Raw genomic sequence first — 16,326 nt, forward strand, 5'->3', positions numbered from 1 at the left:
GGGATGACCTCCACCGGACGGACGCGGAGACGCCGCCCGTCTGGTTGAGTTCGCCGTATGAAACAGCCGTCGGCGCTCTCCCAGCGGGTGGCGTACACGATCGACGCGCTCCTCGCGCTGGTGCTCGTCGTGGCCGTCGGCGGGAACCTCGCGGCACAGACCTGGACGTTCCTCGTCGTCATCCCGATGTGGCTCGCCTGGGCGACGGTCGCCGCCAGCGGGATCGCGATCGCGCTACGGCGGCACCGCCCTCTGCTCGCCTACGGCCTCGGCTTGGGCAGCCTCGTCCCGGCGCTGATCGCGGGCAACGGGCTGGCCCCGGCCGCGCTCCTGGCCACCGGATGTGCGCTGTACACCGTGGCGCTGGAACACCCGCGGACCCGCTCGCTGATCGCGATGGGTCTCGGGCTCGTCGTCGTCATGATCTTCGAGGTACTGCGGCTCGGGCCGAACACGATCGCGTCGACGGCCTTCGCGGGCGGGGGCGTCGCGGGTTCGTGGGCGCTGGGCTGGATGACGCGGCAACGACGCGCGAACCTGGCCCAGCTCGCCGAAACCCAGGCCGATCAGGCGGTTTCCGACGAACGCCTGCGTATCGCGCGCGAGATGCACGACGTCGTCGCGCACAGCATGAGCCTGATCGCGGTCAAGGCGGCCGTCGGCAACCACGTCGCGGAGCAACAGCCCGACGAAGCACGTGAGGCGTTGCGGGTCATCGAACTCACCAGCCGCGAGACCCTCGTCGAACTCCGGCGGATGCTCGGCGTCCTCCGTTCCGGTGACGGCACACCCGAGGCCGCGCTCGGGCCCGCGCCGAAACTCGCCGACCTGCGAACCCTGGCCGAACGCGCCGGACAGGCCGGGGTGCGGGTCGAGCTGACCGGCGAGGCGGTGGACGACCTGCCCGAAGGCGTCGCGCTTTCGGTCTACCGCATCACGCAGGAGGCGGTGACCAACGTCGTGAAACACGCGGGACCGTCGGCGTGCCGGGTCACGATCACCGAAGGCCCCGGTGAGGTCAGCGTCGAAATCGTCGACGACGGACGCGGCGAAGGCTCGCCGCCCGCCGTGGGCGGACACGGTTTGATCGGCATGCGCGAACGCGTCGCCGTCTACGGTGGCGACTTCGAGGCGGGCCCGCTGCCCGCCGGGGGATTCCGGGTGTTCGCGCGGCTTCCGTACGCCGCCAAGGAAGTGGGGACACGATGATCCGCGTACTGATCGCCGACGACCAGGCGTTGCTGCGCGGCAGTTTCCGCGTGCTCGTCGACAGCGCGCCGGACCTCGAAGTCGTCGGGGAGGCGAGCGACGGCGCGGAAGCCGCCGAACTCGCCGAGAAGGAACGCCCCGACGTCGTGCTGATGGACGTCCGCATGCCGGAGCTGGACGGGATCGAAGCGACCCGGCGGATCTGCGCGTCACCCGCCACCGAAGGCGTCCACGTGCTGATGCTGACCACTTTCGACCTCGACGCCTACGTCTATTCGGCCCTGCGCGCGGGCGCGAGCGGCTTCCTGCTGAAGGACACCCCGCCCGCCGAACTGCTGACCGCGATCCGCGTCGTCGCGGCGGGCGAAGGACTTCTCGCCCCTTCGATCACGCGAAGGCTCATCGCGGAGTTCGCCCGGCTGCCCGAACCCGGCCAGCGCGTCGCGGCGTCGCTGGACAACATCACCACGCGGGAACGCGAGGTGCTGAGCCTGATCGCGCGCGGCCTGTCGAACGACGAGATCGCCGGGACGCTGCACCTCGGGCTGGCGACGGTGAAGACGCATATCGGCCATCTGCTGCACAAGCTCGCGGCGCGAGACCGGGCTCAGCTCGTGATCGCGGCTTACGAGTCCGGGCTGGTGCGGGCGTCGGTCTAGCGGGTCGAGCCTGAGGGGTTCGCGGCGCTGAACGTCCTGGCTCCTCCACACAGGGATTCGTTGATGAAGGATTTGGGACAGTGGACGTCCCAAATCCTTCATCGACAACGCTCGACCCGGTCTGGAACGGAGCGAATCCCGCTCACGCACAGGTCAGATGTAGATCAACAAGTACCGGTCCGTGAAGGCCTCCTTGAGGGACTCTGGGTCCCTTAAGGAGGCCTTCACGGACTTGCGAGGCGCCACACAAGCCCCATGAACACCAGCAGTCACAGCGGCCGCGCGTGAAGGCCCCCTTCCCTCGGCTCAGCCGAGGAAACTCGACCTTCACCCCTTCCCAAGTACGTGAAGGCCCCCTTCACTGCGCTAGACGCAGTGAAGGGGGCCTTCATGTACTTCAGGCCCCAGACCCCCAGGACGTTGCCTACGCCACACGCGAAGTGACCGTCGAGTAGCTAGGCTGCGGTTTCATGAGCAGTGCGACGGAGCCGCTCGGGACGCCGCCCGAGGACGAACCGGACATCCACACGACGGCCGGCAAGCTGGCCGACCTGTACCGCCGGTATGACGAGGCGGTGCACGCGGGTTCCGCGAGGGCGGTGGAGAAACAGCACGCCAAGGGCAAGAAGACCGCCCGCGAGCGGATCGACCTGCTGCTGGACGAGGGCTCCTTCGTCGAGCTCGACGAGCTGGCGAAGCACCGCTCGGTCAACTTCGGCCAGGAGAAGAACCGCCCCTACGGCGACGGCGTCGTCACCGGCTACGGCACGGTCGACGGCCGCCCGGTGTGCGTGTTCAGCCAGGACGTCACCGTCTTCGGCGGTTCACTCGGTGAGGTGTACGGTGAGAAGATCGTCAAGGTGATGGACCTGGCGATCAAGACCGGCCGCCCGATCATCGGCATCAACGAGGGCGGCGGCGCGCGGATCCAGGAAGGCGTCGTCTCGCTCGGGCTGTACGGCGAGATCTTCAACCGCAACGTCAAGGCGTCCGGCGTCATCCCGCAGATCTCGCTGATCATGGGCGCCAACGCGGGCGGGCACGTCTACTCCCCCGCGCTGACCGACTTCGTGGTGATGGTCGACAAGACCTCGCACATGTTCATCACCGGCCCCGACGTCGTGAAGACCGTGACCGGCGAAGAGGTCTCCTTCGAGGAACTCGGCGGCGGTCGCACGCACAACACCCGTTCGGGTGTCGCGCACTACCTCGGTTCCGACGACGAGGACGCCATCGCGTACGTGAAGGAACTGCTCGCGTTCCTCCCGGCGAACAACCTGTCCGAAGCGCCGCTGTTCGAGACCGGCTCGGCGCCCGGCGGGTTCTTCGACGACGTCACCGACACCGATCGCGAGCTCGACACGCTGATCCCGGACTCGCCGAACCAGCCGTACGACATGCACGAGGTCATCAACCGCGTCGTCGACGACGGTGACTTCCTCGAAGTGCACGAGCTGTTCGCGCCCAACATCCTGGTCGGCTTCGGCCGGGTGGACGGGCGCAGCGTCGGCATCGTGGCGAACCAGCCGACCCAGTTCGCCGGCTGCCTCGACATCGACGCCTCCGAGAAGGCCGCGCGGTTCGTGCGCACCTGCGACGCGTTCAACATCCCGGTGCTGACCTTCGTCGACGTCCCCGGCTTCCTGCCCGGCACCGACCAGGAGTGGAACGGCATCATCCGGCGCGGCGCGAAGCTGATCTACGCCTACGCCGAAGCGACCGTCCCGCTCGTCACCGTCATCACCCGCAAGGCGTACGGCGGCGCGTACGACGTCATGGGGTCGAAGCACCTCGGCGCGGACATCAACCTGGCCTGGCCGACGGCGCAGGTCGCGGTCATGGGCGCGCAGGGCGCGGCGAACATCGTGCACCGCAAGACACTCGCCGCGGCCGCCGCCGACGGCAAGGACGTCGACGCGCTGCGGGCCGAGCTCATCCAGGAGTACGAAGACACCCTCCTGAACCCGTACGCGGCGGCCGAGCGCGGTTACGTCGACTCGGTGATCGTGCCCGCGCACACCCGCGGCCACGTCGCGAAGGCGCTCTCGCTGCTCCAGGGCAAGCGTGAGTCGCTGCCGCCCAAGAAGCACGGGAACATCCCGCTGTGACCGCGCCCGAAACCCCGCTGCTGCGCGTCGTCCGGGGCAACCCGGACGACGCCGAGCTCGCCGCGCTGACCGCCGTCGTCGCGGCGGTGGCCGGTGCGCGGGCACCGGAACCGGCGTCGAAACGGGATTCGTGGTGGGCGGACAAGGCATCGCTCGTGCGGGCTCCGCTCGCCCCGGGAGAGGGAGCCTGGCGGGCGTCGGCGCTTCCTCGCTGAGACGGGTCCGGCGGGCTATCGTGACAGTCCTGCCGACCGCGATCTCCTCAGAAAGCCATGCGTGACGAACCAGGACCACCTCTCAACCGAGTTGCGCCGTCTGCGCAAGGCCGCCGGACTGTCCGGTACCGAAGCGGCGAGTCTCACCGGCCTCAGTCAGTCGAAGGTGTCGCGGGTCGAGACCGGCGCGTTCATGCCGACCGAGGAGCAGGTCGTCGCGCTGTGCCGCGTCTATCGCGCGCCCGCGAAGGTCCGGCGGGAGCTGGTCGCGATCACTCGGGACCTCCGTGAAGAGGCGTCGTCCGCCCGCGTCGTCTTTCAGCGCGGTGCCTGGCGGATGCAGCAGCGCATCGGCAAGATCGAGACGGCCTCCGCCCGCATCCGGAGCTTCCAGCCGACCATCGTGTTCGGCCTGCTCCAGACCCGCGACTACATCACCGCGCTCTTCGGCGACGCGCTGCCGGAGGACGAACGCGACCAGACGGTCGAGGCCCGGCTGGAGCGCCAGCGGATCCTCGATTCGAACCGTCAGTTCCATTTCGTGCTCACCGAAGGCGCGCTGCGCTGGAACATGGGCGGCGCGGCGACCATGCTGGCCCAGCTCGGCCATCTCATCGAGATCTCCCGCCGCGACCGGGTGCGGCTCGGCGTGATCCCGTGGACGACTCCGGTGGCGGTCCCCGTCCTCCACGGTTTCGACATCTACGACTCGCGCGCGGTGCTCCTCGGGACGCAGACGGCCACGGCCCTCGTCACGGACGAACGCGAAGTCACCGACTACGAAAAGAACTTCGCCGAAGTCGAGCGCTACGCCACCTACGGCGACATCGCCTGCGGGCATCTGACGCGTATCGCCGCCGACTACCGAAAGCTCGCGGCCGGATCCCTTCGGTGACCTAAGACCCTTGGCCTTATGCACTCCGAGAGTGCATCGTGTGTAAAGCAGCTGTCGGTGAAGGTCCCTTTCCGTGCGCCGAACGCGATCAGCGGAGCCGCTCACCGACCGATCGGCACAGATCACCCGATCTCGCCAACCTTGCTGCCGCGCAACCCGTCTACTTGCCGAAACAGTCACTGGGGAAAGGCCCTCCTATGACCACCTGGCACGAAAACATGACCGGCTGGCACAAGTCGACCTACACGCACTGGGAAGAGAACGCCTGCGTCGAGGTCGGCACCGCACCCGGCCTCGTGGGCATCCGGGACACCAAACAGTGGGCACTGCCGGACGAGAGCCGTCCGATCCTGGTGCTCCCGGCCGAGTCCTTCGCCGCGCTCCTCGAGCACCTCGGACGATGAACGACGTCGCCGAGCCGTACATGGTCCACGATCCGCGGGAGATGGCGGGCCAGCTGATCAACGGCAACTGGATCGTCGCGCGGTGGGAGCACCTCGGCGAGGACGAGGACCTCGACCACTGGACCGCCGTCCTGCGCGGGCACTGCGAAGAACTCGACGTCGATCCGTATGTCATCAACATCCCGCGGAAGAGCCTGACCATCGTCTTCAACGGCGCGCTCCCCGCGCCGACGTTCGAACAGCTGGAGAACTCGATCGCTGCCATCGAGTACCACCGCTTCCTCGAACGCGAGATCGGGCCGCGACCGCTCGACTAGCGGCCGGCCGACGCACCGAAGCCCCCCTTGAAGGTTCAGCCCTGCCTGGCATATATTCCACACGGAATAATCAGCAGGGAATCTTCCAAGGGGGACATTCATGGCCGCGAAGCTCACCCCGCTCGCCATGGCGGTGCTCGAACTCCTGCATGAGCGGCCCATGCATCCGTACGAGATGGCGCAGCTGATGCGCGAGCGCTTCGTCAACACGCGTGTGAAAGTGAAGGCGGGCTCGCTCTACCACACGGTGGATCGCCTGGTGCAGAACGGTTTCGTCGAAGTCGTCGAGACACAACGGGACGGGAAACGCCCCGAACGCACCGTGTACGCGATGACGGACACCGGCCGCGACGAGTTCGTCACCAGGGCGCAGGACATGCTGGCCACGCCCGCCGAGGAGTACCCCGAGTACCTCAGCGCGCTCGCCGTCATCGACGAGCTCGGCCCGGAAATGTCGCTCACGCAGCTCAAGCACCGCGTGCTGCGGCTGCAGGCCGCCATCGCCTCCGACCAGGTCGTGCTCGAAAACCTGGTCAACGAGCACAAACTCCCCGAGATCTACTGGCTCGACTGGTCCTACGCCACCGCGCGGCGGGCCTTCGAGCTCGAATGGACCCAAAAACTCGTCGCAGACCTGGAATCCGGCCGTATCCGGTTCCAGGGCCACTGCACGCCACAACTGAACCTGGTCACCGAGGACGACAGCGATGAACGCAAGACAAGCTAACCCCTGGGCCGCGCTTTCCGCGCTGTGCCTGGGTTTCTTCATGATCCTGCTGGACACCACGATCGTCTCGACCGCGATCCCCGCGATGCTGCGGGAACTCGGCGCCGGGCTGAACGCGATCGTCTGGGTGATCAGCGTCTACCTGCTCACCTACGCGGTGCCGATGCTGTTCGCCAGCCGTCTCGGCGACCGCTTCGGCCCGAAACGCGTCTACCTGGCCGGGCTCGTGGTGTTCACCCTGGCCTCGCTGTGGTGCGGTCTGTCCGGTTCGGTCGAGATGCTGATCGCGGCCCGCGCGGTGCAAGGCCTCGGCGCCGCCTTGATGACGCCGCAGACCCTGGCGTTCATCAGCCATCTGTTCCCGCCGTCGAAGCGTGGTCCCGCGATGGGGCTCTGGAGCGGCGTCGCCGGGATCGCGGCCATCGTCGGGCCGGTGCTCGGCGGCGTGCTCGTCGACCACCTCGGCTGGGAATGGATCTTCTTCGTCAACCTGCCGGTCGGCGTGGTCGCGATCGCGCTGGCGCTGCTCAAAGTGCCGGACTGGCAGCCGAAGCACTCGCATTCCTTCGACGTCCCGGGAATCCTGCTGTCCGGCGCCGGCCTGTTCTGCGTCGTCTACGGCGTCCAAAATGGACAGCACTACGACTGGGGACGGGTGTTCGGGCCGGTCACCGTGTTCGAGATCATCGGTTTCGGTGTCGCCCTGCTGGTCGCTTTCGTGGCGTGGCAACGGTTCAACCGCCGGGAACCACTGCTTCCGCTCGGCGTTTTCGCGAACCGCAACTTCTCGGCGGGCACGCTGACCTCGGTCACCGTCGGTTTCGCGATGACCGGCATGTTCCTGCCGCTGGTGATCTACGTCCAAGCGGTGCTGGGCGAGTCGCCGACGATGTCCGGCCTGCTGTTCGCACCGATGTCGTTGCTGGCCGGCCTGATCGGCCCGTTCGTCGGCCGCGCTTCGGACAAGGTCAACGGGAAGATCCTGCTGATCGTCGGGCTCACCGCGCTCGCCGCGGGAATGGGACTGGCGGCCCTGATCGCCGAGGCGGGCGCGAACGCGTGGACGCTCACCCCGGCGCTGCTGGTGGCGGGCCTCGGCATCGGCTTCATCTTCGCACCGATGGGCAATCTGGCGATGAGTTCGGTCGAACCGCGGCTCGTCGGGACCGCGTCGGGCATCTTCAACACCGCCCGGCAGGTCGGCGGCGTACTCGGCAGCGCGGCCGTCGGCGTGCTGCTGCAGGCACGGATCGGTACGTCGATCGCCGACGAGGCGGCGTCGGCCGCGAGCGCGTTGCCGGAGCAGTACCGGGCACCGTTCGCGGAAGGCGTCGCGAAGGCCGCGGAATCGACCGGGGAGTTCGGTTCTTCCGGGGCGGCCGCGTTCCCCGGCTTGCCGTCCGGTGTCGCCGAGCAGGCTCAGCGGCTCGCGCTCGAAGCCGTCCACAATGGACTCACCGACGCGGCTCGGGTGACGCTGCTGCTTCCGGCCGCGGTGCTCGTGCTGGGCGTGCTCGCCGCGCTCACCATGCGCCGCCCTTCCCGAAAACCCCACCCGCCCGCTCGCGAACCCGCCGCCAGCGCCGCCTGACCCTCCTCCCGCATTTAGTCCTCTGAATGCGGGTCGTGGGCCCCACCACCGGTGCAATGAACGGTCCTTTCCTTGCAAATTTCGCAAGGAAAGGACCGTTCCTCTCATCCGCGGGAGGCGGAGGCTACCGGCGGTACCGCAGGCCGTAGCCGTACGGGTACAGCGCCTTCTTGCCGTCACCGACGTTCACCGGCTCTTGCGCCGCACTGACCGGCCAGCTGAACGTCAGCTTCCCGGTCGGGTTGTAGTCGCCGTAAAGGACATCGGCGACGCCGGCGCCTTCACTGCCCGGCAGCCAGGCCGCGACCAGCCCGTCGAACCGCGGCAGTTGCGCGGCGATGTCGAGCGGACGCCCGGACACGGTCACCACGACGACCGGAACACCCGAACTCTTCAGCTTGGCGATCGTGGCGAGGTCTTCCGCGTCGAGTCCGAACCCGTTCGGCCGGTCTCCCTGTCCTTCGGCGTACGGCGTTTCGCCCACCACGGCGACGGCGACCTGATAGCTGCCGTCGATTCCGTCACCCGCACGGTCATAGGTCACCGTGGTTCCCTTCCCCGCCCCCGACTTGATGCCGTCGAGGATGGTCGTGCCCGGGATCACCGGGCCGCTCTGTCCCTGCCAGGTGAGCGTCCAGCCGCCCGCCTGGTTTCCGATGTCGTTCGCGTTCTTGCCCGCGACGAAGATCTTGTTGTTCTTCTTCGCCAGCGGCAGCACACCGTTGTTCTTCAGCAGCACCTGGGATTCGCGGACCGCCTGCCGGGCCAGTTCGCGATGTTCCTTGCTGCCGAACGTCTTCTGGAGAGATCGGTCGGTGTACGGGTGCTCGAACAGGCCGAGTTCGAACTTCTCCGCCAGGATGCGGCGGTTCGCGTCGTCGATCCGGTCGCGCGAGACGCGCCCCGCCTCGACTTCGGCCTTGAGGTAGGCGATGAACTGCGGCGCGTCCCACGGGACCATGAACATGTCGATGCCCGCGTTCACCGAGAGCCGCACCTCTTCGGGAGTGAAGCCCTCCTTGCCGTCGATCTGGTTGATCGCGTTGTAGTCCGAGATCACCAGCCCGCGGAACCGCAGTTCCTTCTTGAGGACGTCGGTGATGAGGTACTTCTGGGCGTGCATGCGCACTCCCTGGAAGCTGGAGAACGAGATCATCACCGAGCCGACCCCGCGGTCGATCGCCTCGCGGAACGGCGGCAGGTGGATCTGGCGCAGTTCGCGTTCACTCACTTCGGTGTTGCCCTGATCGACGCCGTTCGTCGTGCCACCGTCGCCGACGTAGTGTTTCGCCGTCGCGAGCACGGATCCCGGTTTCTCGCCGAGCCTGCGTCCCTGAAGCCCGGTGATGGCCGACGCGTTCGCGATGGCGTCACGCGGGGATTCGCCGAAGGATTCGTAGGTCCGGCCCCAGCGGTCGTCGCGGGCGACGCACAGGCACGGCGAAAAGTCCCACTGCGGGCCGGTTCCGGCGACTTCGAGCGCCGTCGCCCGGCCGATCTTCTCGACCAGGCGCGGATTGTTCGCGGCGCCGAGGCCGATGTTGTGCGGGAAGATCGTGGCGCCGTAGACGTTGTTGTGGCCGTGCACGGCGTCGACGCCGTAGATCGTGGGAATGCCGAGCGGCGTCGAGACCGCCGCCTTCTGATACGAGTCGACCATGTCGGCCCACCCGTTCGGGGTGTTGCTGGCGGGCACCGAGCCACCGCCGGAGAGCAAGGACCCCAGTTTGAGCGCGGCGGCCTGGTCGGGGGTGACCGCGCCGCGTTCGGCCTGCGTCATCTGGCCGATCTTGTCGTCGAGGCTCATCCGCTTGAGCAGGTCGTTCACCCGCGCGGACGTCGAAGCGTGCGGATTCTTGTAGAGCGGTCCCGGGGCGGCGGACGCGACCGGGGTCAGGGCCGAACCGGCCAGGAGCAGTCCTGCGAGCACTGTGGTTTGCGTCGTGCGAAGAGATCTTCTGACGCGGAGGCGGGGCGACATTGGTTCCTCCGTAGCTCGAACAATCCATATGTTGCGCGCCACAACAAACTAACTCCACGTTCGGGTGTTCCAGGTCACAATCAGGCAACGGCGAGCCGTCGAGTACCTTCCTCACGTGCGTTTCGTTCTCGCGTCCCAGTCCCCCGCCCGCCTCGGTGTCCTGCGTTCCGCCGGCTTCGATCCGAGCGTCGTCGTGTCCGGCGTCGACGAGGACGCGGTCGCCGCGTCCCTGACCGATCCGGCCCCCGAAGAGCTGGTCCGCGCACTCGCCGCCGCGAAGGCCGAAGCGGTTTTCGAGGCCCTCGACGGTCACTCCGACATGGTCATCGTGGGCTGCGATTCGATGCTGTCGATCAACGGCGAAATGGTCGGGAAGCCGATCACGCCGGAAGCCGCGCGCGAGCGCTGGGCGTCGATGGCGGGCAAAACCGGTGAACTTCTGACCGGCCACGCGATCATCCGCGTCGAGAACGGTGAGAGGACGAAGGAAGCCTCCGGGACCGAAGGGACCACTGTTCGCTTCGGCACACCGTCGCAAGAAGAGATCGAGGCGTACATCGCTTCCGGAGAGCCGCTTCAGGTGGCCGGCGGCTTCACCCTCGACGGGCTCGGCGGCTGGTTCATCGAGGGAATCGACGGTGATTTCTCGAGCGTCATCGGCATCAGCCTGCCGCTGACCCGGCGTTTGCTGACGGAGGTCGGCGTGAGCGTCATCGATCTCTGGACCCGTCCCGCATCCTGAGACGACTCCCACACGATCGGGTGATCCGGAAGAGTCCTGCCTCGCCGAACGTTCTTCACGTTCGGGAAATCAGGAAACTTTCACGCACCGGAGTCGCCCCGTGTCTTTCATTCGGACCTACACAAGGCCAAGGGTCTTCGCGGCGGCGGTCCTCGGCTCGCTCGTCGTGGGCGCCCTGCTCGGCGTCCTCGCCAGGACGACCGAGGCGAGCTGGCTGACCGACCTGCTCGACCAGATCGGCACGATCTTCACGACGCTGCTGCAGATCGCGGTGATCCCGCTGGTCTTCACGGCGATCGTGGTCGGCATCAACAGCCTGCGCAACCTCGGCGGCGGCAAGAAGGCCGCGCGGCTGGGTGGCAAGACCGTCCTGTGGTTCGCGATCACCTCGTTCATCGCGTCGCTGATCGGCATCGCCGTCGCGAAGCTGTTCAACCCGGGCAGCGGCGGCCTCGGCGAAGGCGTCGCCGCGACCGCTAAGAACGCGGACAAGGCCACCAAGAGCGTCGACAACTGGGGCTCCTGGAGCGCCTTCGTCGAAGGCTTCCTGCCGAAGAACTTCTTCACGGCTTTCACCGAAGGCTCGACGCTGCAGGTGCTGTTCCTCGCCGTGATCATCGGCGCGGCGGCCTACAGCCTCGGTGACAAGGCCAAGCCGTTCGTCGACTTCACCACCAGCGTCTTCGAGATCATCCAGCGCTACCTCGGCTGGATCGTCCGGCTCGCCCCGATCGGCATCGTCGGCCTGATCGGCGCCGCGGTCGCGAACTACGGTGACGCCCTGTTCCGGCCGCTGTTCACCACCACTCTCGCGGTGTACGTCGGCTGCCTCGTGGTGCTGCTGGTGGTCTACCCGATCCTGCTGCAGTTCGTGGCGAAAGTCAGCCCGCTGAAGTTCTTCTCGAAGGCGGGCACGGCGATCCAGTTCGCGTTCGCTTCGCAGTCTTCGGCCGCGACGCTGCCCCTCACCCGGCAGTCCGCCGTGAACCTGGGCGTCCAGCCCGCATACGCCGCCTTCGCGACTCCGCTGGGCAGCGCCACGAAGATGGACGGCTGCGCGGCGGTGTTCCCCGCGATCGGCGCCATCTTCATCGCGAACCTGTCCGGGGTCTCGCTGAACATCTGGCAGTACGTCGGGATCGTCGTGGTCGCCGTGCTCGGCGCGCTGGCCACCGCGGGCACCACCGGCTGGCTGACCGCGCTGACCCTGACCACCGCGTTCATCGGCCTCGACGCGCAGCAGGTGGCGCTCGGGATCGCGCTGATCTACTCGGTGAACCCGATCATGGACATGATGCGGACCGCGACCAACGTGGCAGGCCAGATCGTCGTGCCGGTGGTCGTCGCCCGCGGCGAAGGCCTTCTGGACGACGAGGTGCTCAACTCGCCGACGGACCCTTCGCCGACTTCCGACGGCGAAGCGGCTACTGCCTCCGCGAAGGAGCCTGCCACCGCTGGTGCGTGACCCTTCTCAAGTACATGAAGGCCCCCTTCCTTGCGCCTGGCGCTGTGAAGGGGGCCTTCATGTACTTGAGCTGGGACCGGCCGCCCGAGTGGTAGCAAAGGTCCCTTGCTCCCCGTCAGGGGCAGGCCCGCAGGTCAGCCTTCGTCAACCGGACATCCGGCCAGCCCCTCAGCTCCGAAGGCGCCGTGTACCGCCGCGTGCACCCCACGGAACCGCGGGCGACGTCGTAGACCTCGGCGAGCACCGGCGCCGCCTGGCACCGCGCCGATCCGGACTGCGCGCCGGGGCACTCGTGCCGCACGACGATGACGTCCGCGACCCCGTCGGCGGTCACGTCGCCCAGGGCGACCGTCCCGGCGTCGGAGAAATACGGCTTCCCGGTGTCCCGCCAGATCCCGCCACGCGCGACGAACAGTTCCCCCGCCGCACCGGCACCCGTCTCTCCGCGCACCAGGCACACCGGCGTCGCCCCGTCGACACAGCGCAAAGAATCGCCCTTCAGGGTGACCCCCATGTCGTTGATCATCAGCGGGTACGCGGTGTCCGCGCCGATCCGGACCACACCCTGCTTCCCCGCGCCGTCGGCCAGCAGCACGACGGGCAGCCCGCCGACGGTCATCGCGCCGATCTCGCGGCAGGCCGCGTCCCCGCAGTTCACCCCGGGCGCACTTGGGGCGCCATCGGACACCGGAGGCACGCCGGGGTCACCGTCGGGCGTCGGGGCGGCCGGGCGGAGCAGGATCACGGCGACGATCACGCCCGCCGTCACCACCACCGCCAGCAGGGCGGTGAACAGCACGGACAGTGGCGCCCGCGCTTCCTGTTTCCGCATATCCGAGAGCGTAAGTGATCTAGCGCAGAGTGCACGTCTATGTTGTTCCTGTGACGAACCCCGGACTGCCCACCGCACTGTTCCTTCCGACGGCGAAAAAGCCGAAGGACTACACGAGCGCGGAGATCGAACTCCGCGCGACCAAGGACGGCCGGATGGCGTTGATCGCCTTCAGTTCCGTGCAGCGTCTGGTCGAGTGCTGCGGGCCGCACCAGCCGTGGGCACTGGTCAAATCCGAGCACCTCGGCCGGGTCCACCAGGCCCAGCCGTACGACCTGATCGTGCTCGATTCCGACCTTCCGGAAGAACTGCGGCATCGCGAAGCGCTGGTATAAAGCAAAGGTCACCGGGTGGCCTTGCTCTCATTAATCGGGGCGGGAACTTCACCTAAACTGCTGCGGAGCCGCATCGGGGCGGCCCGACGTGCGAACGCAGGAGGTACGGCGTGACCGAGCAGGCCGGCACAGGTGGTCCGGTGACCAAGGTCCTGATCGCGAACCGCGGGGAAATCGCGGTACGGGTGATCAGGGCGGCGAAGGACGCCGGGCTGACCAGCGTCGCCGTCTACGCCGATCCTGACCGCGACGCACCCCACGTGCGCCTCGCGGACGAGGCCTTCGCGCTCGGCGGCACCACCGCGGCCGAGAGCTACCTCGTCTTCGACAAGCTGCTCGACGCCGCCAAGCGGTCGGGCGCGGACTCGGTCCACCCCGGCTACGGGTTCCTCTCCGAGAACGCGGACTTCGCCCAGGCGGTCATCGACGCCGGGCTGACCTGGATCGGGCCGAGCCCGCAGGCCATCCGCGACCTCGGGGACAAGGTCACCGCGCGCCACATCGCGCTGCGCGCCGGCGCCCCGCTCGTGCCCGGCACCAAGGACCCCGTCGCGAACGCCGACGAGATCATCGCGTTCGCCGACGAGCACGGCCTGCCGGTGGCGATCAAGGCAGCGTTCGGCGGTGGCGGCCGCGGTCTGAAGGTCGCCCGCACCCGCGAAGAGATCCCGGAGCTCTTCGAATCGGCGACGCGCGAGGCGATCTCCGCCTTCGGCCGCGGCGAATGCTTCGTCGAGCGCTACCTCGACAAGCCGCGCCACGTCGAGGCGCAGGTCCTCGCCGACCAGCACGGCAACGCCATCGTCGTCGGCACCCGCGACTGCTCGCTGCAGCGCCGCCACCAGAAGCTGGTCGAGGAGGCGCCCGCGCCGTTCCTGACCGACGAGCAGCGCAAGCGCATCCACGAATCCGCCAAGGCGATCTGCAAGGAAGCCGGCTACTACGGCGCCGGGACCGTCGAGTACCTCGTCGCCGTCGACGGCACGATCTCGTTCCTCGAGGTCAACACGCGGCTGCAGGTCGAGCACCCGGTGTCCGAGGAGACGACGGGCCTCGACCTCGTTCGCGAGATGTTCCGCATCGCGCGCGGCGAGAAGCTGCGCATCACCGAAGACCCGGAACCGCGCGGCCACTCGATCGAGTTCCGCATCAACGGCGAGGACGCCGGCCGCGGCTTCCTGCCCGCGCCCGGCACCGTGACGAGGTTCGTCGCGCCGAGCGGCCCCGGCGTCCGCGTCGACTCGGGCGTCGAGTCCGGCAGCGTCATCGGCGGCCAGTTCGACTCGATGCTCGCGAAGCTGATCGTCACCGGCTCGGACCGGCAGAACGCGCTCGAGCGCAGCCGCCGCGCGCTGGCCGAGATGGTCGCCGACGGCATGGCGACGGTGCTGCCGTTCCACCGCGTGATCGTGGACGACCCGGCCTTCATCGGCGACGAGAACGGTTTCAGCGTCCACACCCGCTGGATCGAGACCGAGTTCGAGAACACCATCGAGCCGTTCGTGGCGCCGGAAACCGTAGAGGCCGAGGAAGAGCAGCCCCGGCAGAACGTCGTCGTCGAGGTCGGCGGCCGACGGCTCGAAGTGTCGCTCCCCGGCGGTTTCTCGCTCGACGCCGGTGGCGGCGGGACGGCCGTGAAGGCCAAGCCGCGCAAGCGCGCGGGCGGTACCAAGGCCGCGGTGAGCGGTGACGCCGTCACCGCGCCGATGCAGGGCACCATCGTCAAGGTCGCCGTCGAAGAGGGCCAGCAGGTCGAAGCGGGCGAGCTGGTCGTCGTGCTCGAAGCGATGAAGATGGAGAACCCGGTCACCGCGCACAAAGCGGGCACCGTCACCGGGCTTTCGGTCGAGGTCGGCGCCGCGGTGACGCAGGGCACGCAGCTGTTCGAGCTCAAAGACTGACGAATGTCGTGGTTGACGGGGCCTCGCCCGGCCTATTCTCGAAAGGGTGAGCGAGGTTCCGTCTCCGCGGCTGCGGATCAGTGATCAGGATCGCGAGTCCGCGCTGACCGCGCTCGGCGAGCACATGACCGTCGGCAGGATCGACATCGACGAGTTCGGCGACCGGTCCGCCCGGATCACCGCCGCCAAAACCCGCGGCGAGCTGGCCGAGATCTTCCTCGACCTGCCCGAGCCGCACCCCCGCTACGACACGCCCAAGGCCGCCGTCGGCGAACCGGGGAAACCGGCGTCGACGTGGGCGGGCATCTCCCCGGCGCAACGCGTCATGGGCGCGCTCCTGCCGATCCTGTTCATCGCCACCATCGCGCTGATCATCACCACCGGCATCACCTGGTGGTTCATCCTCGTCCCGATCGGGATCAGCGCCGTCGGCGAGGGCATCTGGGGCAAGGGCTGGGAGAACTCCCACAAGAAGCTCGGGAAGCAGCGTCGACGGGAACTCGACGGCTGATCCGCCCGTAGACTCGGGACGTGAGTGCCGAGAGACCGGACATGCGGCTGAGCGACGCCGAACGCCAAGACGCGCTCGAGGCGCTGGAAGAGCATGTCCGCACCGGCAGACTCGACCTCGACGAGTTCGGTTCGCGGTCGGCGAAGGTCAGCGCCGCGAGGATGGCGAGCGAACTCGAACCGCTGTTCACGGACCTGCCTTCGCCCCGGCCCAGCGCGCTGCTCCCCTTGCCGCCGATGCCCGGCGTCTCGCAGGCGTCCGCGAAGAACGAGATCCAGCCGTCGAAATGGCTGACGGCCAGTGCCGTGCCGATCGCCGCCGCCGTCGCGATCGCGTTGTTCTTCTTCACCCGCGGGACGTTCCTGGTCTTCCTGCTGCCGCTGGCGGTCGCGCTGATCATGAGCCGCCGCCGCTGAAGCGCCGGTTACCCTCGA

The 16,326-nt window shown here is 68.1% G+C and carries 17 protein-coding genes; 15 read left to right on the forward strand and 2 right to left on the reverse strand.

What is annotated here, in order from left to right:
- The first annotated feature begins 57 nt into the window (after positions 1 to 57).
- The 9 genes from AJAP_RS34380 (at position 58) to AJAP_RS34420 (ending at position 8,125) form a co-directional block, all read left to right on the forward strand.
- Positions 58 to 1,209 carry a sensor histidine kinase gene (locus AJAP_RS34380; RefSeq protein WP_038519284.1) on the forward strand — a complete coding sequence of 384 codons (1,152 nt, stop codon included), beginning with the start codon at positions 58 to 60 and terminating at the stop codon, positions 1,207 to 1,209.
- The gene (locus tag AJAP_RS34385; protein ID WP_038519287.1) at positions 1,206 to 1,868 is read left to right on the forward strand and encodes a response regulator; all 663 of its coding nucleotides are present in this window, start codon (positions 1,206 to 1,208) and stop codon (positions 1,866 to 1,868) included. Before AJAP_RS34380 ends, AJAP_RS34385 begins: the two co-directional genes overlap by 4 nt.
- A gap of 470 nt (positions 1,869 to 2,338) precedes the next feature.
- On the forward strand, positions 2,339 to 3,976 hold the full coding sequence (locus AJAP_RS34390; RefSeq protein ID WP_016331340.1) for an acyl-CoA carboxylase subunit beta: 1,638 nt from the start codon (positions 2,339 to 2,341) through the stop codon (positions 3,974 to 3,976).
- The gene (locus AJAP_RS34395; RefSeq protein WP_038519290.1) at positions 3,973 to 4,191 is read left to right on the forward strand and encodes an acyl-CoA carboxylase subunit epsilon; all 219 of its coding nucleotides are present in this window, start codon (positions 3,973 to 3,975) and stop codon (positions 4,189 to 4,191) included. Before AJAP_RS34390 ends, AJAP_RS34395 begins: the two co-directional genes overlap by 4 nt.
- A gap of 61 nt (positions 4,192 to 4,252) precedes the next feature.
- Positions 4,253 to 5,086 (forward strand): helix-turn-helix domain-containing protein, encoded by an 834-nt coding sequence (locus AJAP_RS34400; protein ID WP_038519293.1) that lies wholly within the window; start codon positions 4,253 to 4,255, stop codon positions 5,084 to 5,086.
- A gap of 197 nt (positions 5,087 to 5,283) precedes the next feature.
- The gene (locus tag AJAP_RS34405; protein ID WP_038519296.1) at positions 5,284 to 5,490 is read left to right on the forward strand and encodes a DUF397 domain-containing protein; all 207 of its coding nucleotides are present in this window, start codon (positions 5,284 to 5,286) and stop codon (positions 5,488 to 5,490) included.
- A complete protein-coding gene (locus tag AJAP_RS34410; RefSeq protein ID WP_016331336.1) occupies positions 5,487 to 5,807 on the forward strand; it encodes a hypothetical protein in 321 nt (106 codons plus the stop codon). The genes AJAP_RS34405 and AJAP_RS34410 overlap by 4 nt, the downstream gene beginning before the upstream one ends.
- Positions 5,808 to 5,907: 100 nt before the next feature.
- Positions 5,908 to 6,534: a PadR family transcriptional regulator gene (locus AJAP_RS34415; protein ID WP_038519299.1), complete on the forward strand. Its 627-nt coding sequence runs from the start codon at positions 5,908 to 5,910 to the stop codon at positions 6,532 to 6,534.
- Positions 6,515 to 8,125, forward strand: a complete 1,611-nt coding sequence (locus tag AJAP_RS34420) for a DHA2 family efflux MFS transporter permease subunit (protein ID WP_084098425.1) — start codon at positions 6,515 to 6,517, stop codon at positions 8,123 to 8,125. The genes AJAP_RS34415 and AJAP_RS34420 overlap by 20 nt, the downstream gene beginning before the upstream one ends.
- Positions 8,126 to 8,249: 124 nt before the next feature.
- On the opposite strand, the gene AJAP_RS34425 is transcribed toward AJAP_RS34420, so the two are convergent.
- Positions 8,250 to 10,055 carry a glycoside hydrolase family 3 protein gene (locus tag AJAP_RS34425; RefSeq protein ID WP_038519303.1) on the reverse strand — a complete coding sequence of 602 codons (1,806 nt, stop codon included), beginning with the start codon at positions 10,053 to 10,055 and terminating at the stop codon, positions 8,250 to 8,252.
- Between the two features lie 166 nt (positions 10,056 to 10,221).
- Here AJAP_RS34425 and AJAP_RS34430 point away from each other — a divergent pair, with 166 nt between their 5' ends.
- Entirely contained in the window at positions 10,222 to 10,848 is a 627-nt protein-coding gene (locus AJAP_RS34430; protein ID WP_037332324.1) for a Maf family protein, read from the forward strand.
- Between the two features lie 100 nt (positions 10,849 to 10,948).
- A complete protein-coding gene (locus AJAP_RS34435) occupies positions 10,949 to 12,313 on the forward strand; it encodes a dicarboxylate/amino acid:cation symporter (protein ID WP_038519306.1) in 1,365 nt (454 codons plus the stop codon).
- A gap of 115 nt (positions 12,314 to 12,428) precedes the next feature.
- On the opposite strand, the gene AJAP_RS34440 is transcribed toward AJAP_RS34435, so the two are convergent.
- A complete protein-coding gene (locus AJAP_RS34440) occupies positions 12,429 to 13,112 on the reverse strand; it encodes a hypothetical protein (protein WP_084098741.1) in 684 nt (227 codons plus the stop codon).
- 83 nt (positions 13,113 to 13,195) lie between these two features.
- On the opposite strand from AJAP_RS34440, the gene AJAP_RS34445 reads away from it, so the two are divergent.
- The 4 genes from AJAP_RS34445 to AJAP_RS34460 all read left to right on the forward strand — a co-directional run bounded on the left by AJAP_RS34445 (position 13,196) and on the right by AJAP_RS34460 (position 16,308).
- On the forward strand, positions 13,196 to 13,480 hold the full coding sequence (locus AJAP_RS34445; RefSeq protein WP_037332331.1) for an SAV_915 family protein: 285 nt from the start codon (positions 13,196 to 13,198) through the stop codon (positions 13,478 to 13,480).
- Between the two features lie 110 nt (positions 13,481 to 13,590).
- Positions 13,591 to 15,381, forward strand: a complete 1,791-nt coding sequence (locus tag AJAP_RS34450) for an acetyl/propionyl/methylcrotonyl-CoA carboxylase subunit alpha (protein ID WP_038519311.1) — start codon at positions 13,591 to 13,593, stop codon at positions 15,379 to 15,381.
- Positions 15,382 to 15,427: 46 nt separating this feature from the next.
- Positions 15,428 to 15,892: a DUF1707 SHOCT-like domain-containing protein gene (locus AJAP_RS34455; RefSeq protein ID WP_038519314.1), complete on the forward strand. Its 465-nt coding sequence runs from the start codon at positions 15,428 to 15,430 to the stop codon at positions 15,890 to 15,892.
- 41 nt (positions 15,893 to 15,933) lie between these two features.
- The gene (locus tag AJAP_RS34460) at positions 15,934 to 16,308 is read left to right on the forward strand and encodes a DUF1707 SHOCT-like domain-containing protein (protein ID WP_038519317.1); all 375 of its coding nucleotides are present in this window, start codon (positions 15,934 to 15,936) and stop codon (positions 16,306 to 16,308) included.
- The last annotated feature ends 18 nt before the right edge of the window (positions 16,309 to 16,326 follow it).

The organism is Amycolatopsis japonica (assembly GCF_000732925.1).
In the GTDB taxonomy this organism is placed as follows: Bacteria; Actinomycetota; Actinomycetes; order Mycobacteriales; family Pseudonocardiaceae; genus Amycolatopsis; species Amycolatopsis japonica.